Here is a 7,278-nt window from a genome sequence, read left to right as displayed (position 1 = left end):
ACTTGAAGAAGGGGGAGGCCTCGCGGCCTCCCCCTTTTTTGTATCTCGGGCAATTTGTCTCACATAGTAGCTGTGTTTTATAACCCTCGTTTGTCGCATCTTCTGTGAACGGGCTACAATAACTTAGTCTGTGCGATATGGAGGTGAACATGGCTGAAGCTGGTATCGGCGTTGATATCGTCGAGATTTCCCGCATGAAATCAATTCTTGAAAAGACGCCGTCGTTTGCTCGGCGTGTGTTTACCGAAGAAGAGCGTGCGTATTGCGATGCATCATCGCGTCCCGCTGCTCACTATGCGAGCCGCTTTGCTTCGCGCGAGGCGGTGCTTAAAGCTCTCGGCACGGGTTTTAGTCAAGGCGTGGGTCGCAAGGATGTTTCGGTAACGCGTGATAAACTCGGCAAACCGAAGGCGCTGCTTTCGGGCCGTGCTCTCGAGATCGCTCAAGAACTGGGCGTTGTTGAGGTCGCTCTTTCCATTACGCTTACGGGAGACTTGGCCGTTGCGAATGCCATCGCGATTACCGAAGATGCTCGGCCTAAGCCAAAAGATGAAAAGGTGAGCACCAAGAAACGCGTTGCGCAGACATTTAAAGAGGCTCGCTCTGTATTAGATGAGCTCGAGCAGCTGCAGAATTCAGCATTGACGGAGCACCTGGGCGATGCTTCGCAAGATACGCTAGGAGCATAGATGAAACCGGTTTTGAGTACCGAAGAAGTCGTTCGTCTCGAGGATATCATCGAACGCGAAGGGACTTCGAAGGCCGAGCTTATGGAGCTAGCGGGTGAGTTTGCCGCTAACGAGGTCTTGAAGCTCAATCCCGATCGGGTTCTCGTTTTGGTCGGTTTTGGTAATAATGGCGGCGACGGTTGGGTTGCCGCCGATATCCTGAGCCATAAGGGTGTGGACGTGGATATCGTTTCTCCGGTTGAGCCGGATGAGATTCCTGCTGCTTTGGCACGTCATGTTGCTCGTCGAACTGCCGGCCGCGATGTGCACGTTTGCGTCGGTCCCTCGCGTGACGAACTCGAGGTTTTGATCGATAAGGCGGATGTTGTTGTCGATGCCATTTTTGGTACCGGTTTCCACGGGAATCTGCGTGCGCCGTTCTCCATTTGGATTCCTACGGTCAATGAATGCGCCGATTGTGTCGTATCCATTGATGTCCCCTCGGGCCTGAATGCCGAGACGGGCGTTGTTGATGACGACTGCATTCGTGCCGAGCGCACGGTGACGATGATTGCGCCCAAGATTGGTCTGTATAGCGCTGATGGCCCTGAGTATGCTGGCGATTTGATCTGCGGCAATCTTTACGACCGTCTTGACGAAGTCATCGATGATGTTGACCACGCCGCCGAGATTGTCGAGCCCGGTGACTTAGTTGATTACTTTGCTCCGCTACCATCGAATATCGATAAGTATTCCCGTGGCTCTGTGCTTATTGTCGCCGGATCGGCGCAATATCCTGGTGCTGCCATTATGGCGGCCAAGTCTGCAGCTCGCGCGGGTGCTGGTTACGTGGCAGTCGCGGCTCCTGACGCCTGCGCCAATCTCATTCGCATGGCACTTCCTTCGATTCCGGTCTTTGCTATTCCGTCTGATTCCCGCGGCTCCTTTGGCGCCGCTGCGCGCATGACGGTGTGCGAGATCGCAAAGAAGTACAGCTGCGTGCTGTGCGGTCCCGGTATGACGACGTCTGCCGGCGCTATGCAGGTGGTTTCGGGCTTGCTCGAGCTTGATGTACCGCTAATTTTGGACGCCGATGCACTCAACTGCCTTGCTAAGATTGCCATTGACGGTATTGATAGTAACCCCGAGATGTATCGCCGCGAGCAGCCGTTGGTTATGACGCCGCACTATCGTGAGCTTTCGCGCCTGGTTGCCGGTGACGAGGTGAACGACCTTGGTACCGCGATTGCGGCCGCGCAGAAGGTTGTCTGGGCTGCAGGCTCCGACAATCTGGTGGTCATAGCCAAGGGGCCGACGACGGCTATCTGTGGCGTTGAGCGCGTGCTGCTGCCGCTCTCGGGTCCGGCTTCTCTGGCAACTGCCGGTTCTGGTGATGTTCTCGCGGGTATTTTGGCCGGCACGCTTGCCACCATGCGCGACGAGATGGATCGTTGGGAGCTGCTGTATTCGTACGCCGTCGCACTTCACAGCTACGCCGGTTTTGCTGCGGCGACGGAGTATGGTGAGAAGAGCGTTATCGCGACCGATCTTATCGACTTGATCGGTCCTGCCATGGAGCTGGCGGCAAAGGATGCGCTCGAAGATCTGGGAATCATGGACGAAGGGTCGGATGACTAATCATGAATAAAGCCGATTTGACGCGCTGGTCCTGGGTCGAGATCGACCGCGGGGCGCTCCGTCGCAACACGAGGGCCTATAAGAACTTGCTGAATCCACGTCAGCGCCTGTGCTGCGTGGTCAAGGCCGATGCTTATGGTCATGGAGCTGTTGAGTGCGCCAAGATCATGTATTCGGCCGGTGCCGACATGTTTGCCGTGGCGACGGTTAACGAGGGCGTTGAGCTCCGACAGGGCGGGATTACGAAACCCATCCTCATCCTAAGCGAGCCGCCTATCGAGGCCATTCCGACGTTGCTCGAGTTTGATATCATGCCCTCGGTCTATACGTCTGACTTTGCTCTTGCGTATGGAGAATGTGCCGTCGCGGCGGGCAAAGTGGGCAAGTACCATCTTGCCATCGAGACGGGCATGAATCGTATCGGCGTTCACTACACGCAGGTGCTCGACTTTGTCCGCGGTATAAATTTCCATCGCGGTATTCAGTGCGACGGCGTATTTACGCACTTCGCCACGGCCGATGAACCTTCGGGCTGGGACTACAAGCTGCAGTGCCAGCGTTTTACCGAGGCCGTTCAGGCCATTAAGGACGCAGGTTTTGAATGCGGTATCGTGCATTGTGCCAATACGCCATCCTCGATGCTCGATTCTTCAATGCACTTTGACATGATTCGTGCCGGCATCGGTTTGTATGGTCTGCAGCCATGTGAGCTGAGTGGTCGCGTGATGCAGCTTGATCCCGTCATGAGCGTCCACGCGCGTGTGACGCGCGTGGCACACCCTGCGATGGGCGAGGGCGTGGGCTACGGCTTTACCTACCGCGTACCGCGCACGCGCGTTCAGATCTGCACCCTTCCGATCGGTTATGCCGATGGCCTTTCGCGTACGCTTTCCAATCGTATGGACGTGCTGTATCGCGGCGAGCGTGTGCGTCAGGTGGGCAATATCTGCATGGACCAGTTTATGGTCGCCATTCAGTCCAACCCGGCGCATGAGATTCCCGAGGCCGAGTATGGTGACGAGATGATCATTGTCGGCCGCGATGGAGATGCCGAGATTACCATGGACGAGATGGCGCGCCTACGCGGCACGATTAACTACGAGGTCGCTTGCGGCTTTGGTATGCGTCTCGACAAGGTCTACGTGTAGGAGTCGCTATGGGCGTCATGCACATTCCCGGCCATAGCCATCAGGCGCCGCGTGAGGTCGCACTCGAGGAGATCGAGGCCGTTCTGGGCGATTGTCACCTTTGCCAGCTTTACCAGTCGCGCCACAACATCGTGTTTGGCGTGGGAAACCCCCGCGCTCGCGTGATGTTTATTGGCGAGGCGCCGGGCCGTAATGAGGATTTGCAGGGCGAGCCCTTTGTGGGGGCGGCAGGCGAGGACCTCAACGGCATTTTGTCGCTGGCGGGGCTCAAACGCGAAGACGTCTACATTGCCAACGTGCTTAAGTGCCGCCCGCCGGGAAACCGCAATCCGCGTCCCGAGGAAGTGCTGGCTTGCTCGCCGTTTTTGCGCGAGCAGATTCGAAGCATCTGGCCCGATATCATCGTGACGCTCGGCAACCCCGCAACGCACTTTGTGCTCAAGACCGAGATCGGCATTACCAAGCTGCGCGGCAGGTTCCATCAGATGGGGCACTTTGTGGTGATGCCCACTTTCCATCCGGCAGCAGCGCTACGCAATCCAGCGTGGCAGGAGCTGCTGGAGGAAGACTTTAAGATGCTGGGCGACTATCTGGGGCGACATCCCGCACCAGAGGACGCCTCGGAATAATAAGGAGCATATATGTCCCTGGAGCGCCTGGGGGTAGGTACTTACAAAACGACTTGCGCTGCCGATACGGAGTACTTTGGCGAGCTAATTGCACCGTGCCTTGAGGACGGAGATGTGCTCATCCTGACCGGTGGCCTGGGAGTGGGCAAAACTCACTTTACCAAGGGCGTCTCGCGCGGGCTGGGCGATGGGCATATGGTTACGAGTCCTACGTTTGCGCTCATGGCCGTTCACGATCAAGGTCGTATTCCGCTGTTTCACTTTGATCTATACCGCCTGGAGCATGCCTACGAGCTCGAGGATACGGGCATTTTCGATGTGCTGGGCTATGAGGGTGCTTGCCTGCTGGAATGGGGCGAACAATTCCAGGACGAGCTGACGGATGAGTATCTTTCGGTGACGCTCAGGCGTGATGAGGGCGACAGCGATGTGCGAACGATAACGCTCGAGGCGCACGGTGACCGCGCAATGGAGCTTTCCCATTTGATTGATAAGGCTGTACAAGATGAGCTTGCATAACGACAACGCGCTGGTGGTGGCGCTCGATACCTCGACCGACATGCTTGCCTGCGCGGCAAGCTGGATTGATGGGCAGACGGGTGAGACGAAGCTCGTGAGTGGCGACCACATGTGTCGCCGTCACGCCAACGTTGAGCTCGTGAATACCGTTGATGGCGTGCTGGCTCAAGCCGGTCTGGATCGCAGCGATGTTGGTTGCTATGTGGTCGGCCGCGGCCCGGGGTCCTTTACGGGTGTGCGCATCGGCATCTCCACTGCCAAGGGCCTCGCGCGTGGTGCCAATGTTCCGCTGCTGGGCGTGTCGACGCTCGACGCTTGCGCTTGGACGGCGTGGAAGGCTGGCGTGCGCGGCAAGCTTGGTATCTTGGCCGATGCTATGCGCGGTGAGGTATATCCGGCGCTGTATATGCTGGTCGATGAGGGTCCCGAGCGTCAATTTGAGCGCGAACACGTGGTCAAGGCCGCCGTGGCGCTCGATGAGTGGCGCCAAGCAGCGGACTGGGGCCAGGTTCAGCTGACCGGTGACGGTCTCGTGCGCTATGGCAAGCTGCTGGATGAGGACGAGGCCGCCCGCTGCGTGGAGCGCGACCTGTGGTGGCCTTCGGGCGAGGGCTTGCTGCTCGCGCACGCTGCGGGTGACGGCGATCCGGCCCGCGTCCTGCCGATTTACACGCGCCTTTCGGATGCCGAGGAAAACGAGCGCAAGCGTCTTGGTCTTGCCGAGAGTGCGCAGAGCGAAATTACGGGTGTTGCCGATGAGCTCGCCGGTCGTCATCTGCAGTTCCGTCCCATGGGCGCGGCGGATGCCGAGGGCGCGAGCGCGCTGGAGGCTGCCTGCTTTGAAGGTGCCGGACACGAGGCATGGACGCCGGGCATGTTCCTGTCCGAACTGGGCGAGGACGTCGCTGCGCCGCGTAGTTGGTGGGTGGCACACGACGACGGCAAGCTGCTGGGCCTTGCCGGCGGTATGGTCGTGGACGGTGATGTGCAGATTCTGGATGTCGCCGTCGACCCGGCACATCGCCGTGAGGGCATTGCCCGCAAGCTGCTGTCGCACGTGAGCTATGATGCCCAGATGCTCGGCTGCACCACGGCTTCGCTCGAGGTCGAGGACGGTAACGAGGGAGCGATCGCGCTTTATAACGCTCTGGGCTTTACCGAGGCTGGCCGTCGCCGCGGCTACTATGGTGCCGGCAAGGACGCCATCGTCATGACGGCTCCGCTGCCCCTGGTGCTTCCGGTCGACAATGCTTCGCCCGAGCCGACGGCGGCAGAGCAGCGCGTATGGCCGCTGCCTGCGCCTTGGCGCTCTGCCGAGGAACGTGTCGAGATTGAGCGTCGCCGCCTCGTACTCGCTATCGAGAGCTCCTGCGACGAGACGGCGGTGGCGATTATCGATGCGGATGGCAATATGCTGGCCAACCAGGTGTCGACGCAGATTGATTTTCATGCACGCTTTGGCGGCGTGGTGCCCGAGATCGCCTCGCGCAAGCACGTCGAGGTGATTGTGAGTGTCGTGGATGCGGCACTCGAGGACGCCGCAGCGTCGCTGGGCCTTACGGGCGGAGCCATTACACCAAGTGAGCTAGCCGCCGTGGGCGTGACACAGGGTCCGGGCCTGGTTGGCGCCCTGGTGGTGGGCGTCGCCTTTGCCAAGGGCTTTGCCTATGCCGCCGGCAAGCCACTCGTGTGCGTCAACCATCTGGAGGGCCATCTGTTCGCCAACCTGCTGGCGCAGCCCGATCTCAGGCCGCCGTTTATCTTCACGCTCGTCTCGGGCGGTCATACCATGCTCGTGCACGTGAAGGCATGGGGCGACTACGAGGTACTTGGTGAGACACTCGACGATGCTGTGGGCGAGGCCTTCGACAAGGTAGCCAAGGCGTTGGGTCTGGGCTATCCCGGTGGCCCCATCATCTCCAAGCTGGCCGAGACGGGCAACCCCCGCGCGATCGATTTTCCTCGCGCGCTTAACAGCAGGGGAGACTATCGTTTCTCGCTTTCGGGTCTTAAAACGGCCGTGACGCTCTACATCGAGCAGGAGACCAAGGCCGGGCGCACGATTCACCTGCCCGATCTGGCGGCTTCGTTTGAGGCAGCCGTCTTTGACGTTCAGTACAAGAAGGCCAAAAACGCCCTGCATGCCACCGGATGCAAGGAATACTGCATCGGCGGCGGCGTCTCGGCTAATCCGCATCTGCGCGAGATGATGATCAAGAAGCTTGGGCGTCAGGGGATCCGCGTAACGGTGCCACCGCTTTCGGCGTGCACCGACAACGCCGCCATGATCGCAGAGGTTGCCCGCCGTAAATTCGACCGAGGAGAAATCTCGCCGTTCGACGTCGACGCCGATCCAAACATGACGCTGTAGCTGGTACGGCGCGGTCCCCGGACGGAGGGGCCGGATATAAGGTTTCCTGCTCTACAGTCCTGCGCAAGACGAAGGCCACATTAAGTGGCCTTCTTTGCGTGCGGAACTCGCGATAAACCTTATATCCGGCCCCTCCGTCCGGGGACCTTTCTGTATCGATATAGCTTCTGAGCTGGTTTGGCGTCGACAACGTCCGGCAAGGTTAGCCAGCTGCGTCGAATTTCCGGCGTGCTTTAGCTGAAAGAAAAAGATGGTGTGCGGAGCTTTGCTCCGCATTTGGGATGGGAGCCCCTGAGAGCCGCGGG

The 7,278-nt window shown here is 59.2% G+C and carries 6 protein-coding genes; all 6 read left to right on the top strand.

The annotated features are described in order from the left end of the window. The first annotated feature begins 149 nt into the window (after positions 1–149). The 6 genes from acpS to tsaD are packed head-to-tail and all read left to right on the top strand — an operon-like array spanning position 150 to position 6,973. Positions 150–689, top strand: a complete 540-nt coding sequence (acpS, locus tag DW151_RS10095) for a holo-ACP synthase (RefSeq protein ID WP_117655164.1) — start codon at positions 150–152, stop codon at positions 687–689. Next, positions 690–2,306, top strand: coding sequence for an NAD(P)H-hydrate dehydratase (locus tag DW151_RS10090; RefSeq protein WP_082435564.1), 1,617 nt, complete (start codon positions 690–692; stop codon positions 2,304–2,306). A 2-nt stretch (positions 2,307–2,308) separates the two neighbouring features. Next, positions 2,309–3,454 carry an alanine racemase gene (gene alr / locus DW151_RS10085; RefSeq protein ID WP_117759402.1) on the top strand — a complete coding sequence of 382 codons (1,146 nt, stop codon included), beginning with the start codon at positions 2,309–2,311 and terminating at the stop codon, positions 3,452–3,454. Between the two features lie 8 nt (positions 3,455–3,462). Further along, a complete protein-coding gene (locus DW151_RS10080) occupies positions 3,463–4,083 on the top strand; it encodes a uracil-DNA glycosylase (RefSeq protein ID WP_117565042.1) in 621 nt (206 codons plus the stop codon). Between the two features lie 12 nt (positions 4,084–4,095). Next, positions 4,096–4,602: a tRNA (adenosine(37)-N6)-threonylcarbamoyltransferase complex ATPase subunit type 1 TsaE gene (tsaE, locus tag DW151_RS10075; RefSeq protein ID WP_089573670.1), complete on the top strand. Its 507-nt coding sequence runs from the start codon at positions 4,096–4,098 to the stop codon at positions 4,600–4,602. Further along, complete coding sequence (gene tsaD, locus DW151_RS10070) at positions 4,589–6,973, top strand: tRNA (adenosine(37)-N6)-threonylcarbamoyltransferase complex transferase subunit TsaD (protein WP_118335708.1); 2,385 nt, start codon at positions 4,589–4,591, stop codon at positions 6,971–6,973. The genes tsaE and tsaD overlap by 14 nt, the downstream gene beginning before the upstream one ends. Positions 6,974–7,278: the final 305 nt, after the last annotated feature.

The sequence above is a fragment of the Collinsella sp. AM13-34 genome (genome assembly GCF_003473055.1).
In the GTDB taxonomy this organism is placed as follows: domain Bacteria; phylum Actinomycetota; class Coriobacteriia; order Coriobacteriales; family Coriobacteriaceae; genus Collinsella.
This window is presented reverse-complemented; position numbering and strand designations above follow the sequence as displayed.